Origin of the sequence: Microcoleus sp. Pol12B3 (genome assembly GCF_036701355.1) — a bacterium.
Lineage (GTDB): Bacteria > Cyanobacteriota > Cyanobacteriia > Cyanobacteriales > Microcoleaceae > Microcoleus.
The window spans coordinates 1-2,004 of sequence record NZ_JAUBQS010000154.1; the positions used below are offsets into that span (position 1 = coordinate 1).

At 40.0% G+C, this 2,004-nt stretch carries 1 protein-coding gene; it reads left to right on the forward strand.

What is annotated here, in order from left to right; all coding sequences use genetic code 11:
• The first annotated feature begins 61 nt into the window (after positions 1–61).
• Positions 62–1,726 (forward strand): IS1634 family transposase, encoded by a 1,665-nt coding sequence (locus QUA53_RS28915; protein ID WP_333101296.1) that lies wholly within the window; start codon positions 62–64, stop codon positions 1,724–1,726.
• Positions 1,727–2,004 lie beyond the last annotated feature (278 nt).

Here is a 2,004-nt window from a genome sequence, read left to right on the forward strand (position 1 = left end):
GCAATCGTTTGGGGGTTTTTAGTGTATAATAGATTTCTGCCGTAAAGCAACTCTAAAAATCATGAACCAACCATTATCAGGGATAAATATCGTAAATTTAGACCACTTGGGAATAGTAGCAGGGATAATAGATGAGATGGAATTGGTAGAAGAAGTTAACAGAAAAGTGGGAATAAGCAACAAAGAAACCCTCAGCCCAGGACAAGTAATGAAAGCGATGATTTTGAACGGATTAGGGTTTTTGAGCGCCCCAATCTACCTATTCGACACATTTTTTGTCGGGAAAGCAACAGAACATCTAATCGGAGAAGGAGTGACCCCCGAACAATTAAATGACGATCGAATAGGCAGAGCATTAGACAAATACCATCAAGCTGGAACGACACAATTATTTACAGCGATCGCCCTTTTAGCAGCCAAGAAATTTCAAGTATCAATGAACAGCGTTCATCTAGACAGCAGTTCAATATCAGTAGAAGGAGCATACAAAACTTCTCAGGAAAAGAGTCAAGACCTTGAAACAGACTCATCAGAAATGACCGATGAAATGAAAGCCATAAAAATCGTTCACGGATATTCAAGAGACAAAAGACCCGACCTCAAACAATTTATCATTGACACCATAGTCAGCGGTGATGGAGACGTACCATTGTATCTCAAAATAGATGACGGAAACGCCGATGACAAAAGCGTGTTTGTCGCCCGACTCAAAGAATTTAAAAACCAATGGACTTTCGACGGAATCTGTGTAGCAGACAGTGCCTTATACACAGCAGAGAACTTATCAGCAATGACAGGAATGAAATGGATAACCCGAGTACCATTAAGTATCAAAGAGGCCCGAGAGAAAATCTCAGCTATCTCAGATAAAGACTGGGAGTCAGCCCCAATAAAAGGCTACAAAATAGCAGCCACAACCAGCGAGTATGCCAACATCAAGCAAAGATGGATAGTAGTAGAAAGCGACATCAGGAAACAAGCAGCCATCAAAAAAATAGACCGGGAAGTAGAAAAACAATTAGAATCAGCTTCTTTCTCACTGCGCAAGCTATTCAAACAAGAGTTTGCGTGTATTGCTGACGCAGAAATCGCGATAAAAAGATTATCAGACCCCTGGAAGTATCACCAAATCGCAGAAATTGAATGCAGAGAAAAACCCGCCAAAAAACCGACAAGCAAGCAGAAACTAGAGAACCAAATAAAAACAACAGTTTATCAAGTTACGGGTCAAATAGAAACCCGATTATCAGTAATAGAAGCCGAAAAGATCGCAGCCGGGAGATTTATATTAGCCACCAACATCTTAGACACTCAAGAGGTGAGCGACGAACAGATACTATCAGAGTACAAAGCACAGCAAAGCAACGAGAGAGGATTTAGATTTATCAAAGATCCCTTATTTTTTACCTCAAGCGTGTTTGTGAAGAATCCCGAGCGAGTCGAAGCAATAGGAATGATAATGGGACTGTGCTTGTTAGTTTATACCCTCGCACAAAGGAAATTGAGACAACAATTATCAGCTACCAATGAGGAAGTGAGAAATCAGGTGAAGAAACTCACCAATAAACCGACAATGCGTTGGATATTTCAAATGTTTCAGGCGGTACATTTAGTGACGGTCAACGGAGAAAAGCAAGTCAGTAATTTAACCCAAGACCGTCAGGATGTATTAAAGCATTTAGGACAGTATTGCAGTCGGTACTATTTAATGTTTGCAGGTGGATGACGCTCATTATTAAGCTGTAGATATTGGTGAATAATCCACATTTATTAGTCAAGAGAATTAGCTATTGGCAGGTTTTGTCTTGACTAAAAAGCTGAGTAATTTCGAGAAACAGCGCGCTCAAGCTATTTAAAAAAAATCAATGATTTCACTTTATTTGATTTTAGGAGATTTGACCGGCTTCCGTGACGTTAAAACCGTATAAGTTAAACGGAAAAACTTTGGGGTTCCAACTTTTCACAACTGATAAAAAAATTCCACCCACATCTGCGGAATGTGGG

Coding starts and splice junctions, on each gene's coding strand:
- QUA53_RS28915 (WP_333101296.1), top strand. CDS start 62: ATGAACCAACCATTATCAGGGATAAATATCGTAAATTTAGACCACTTG.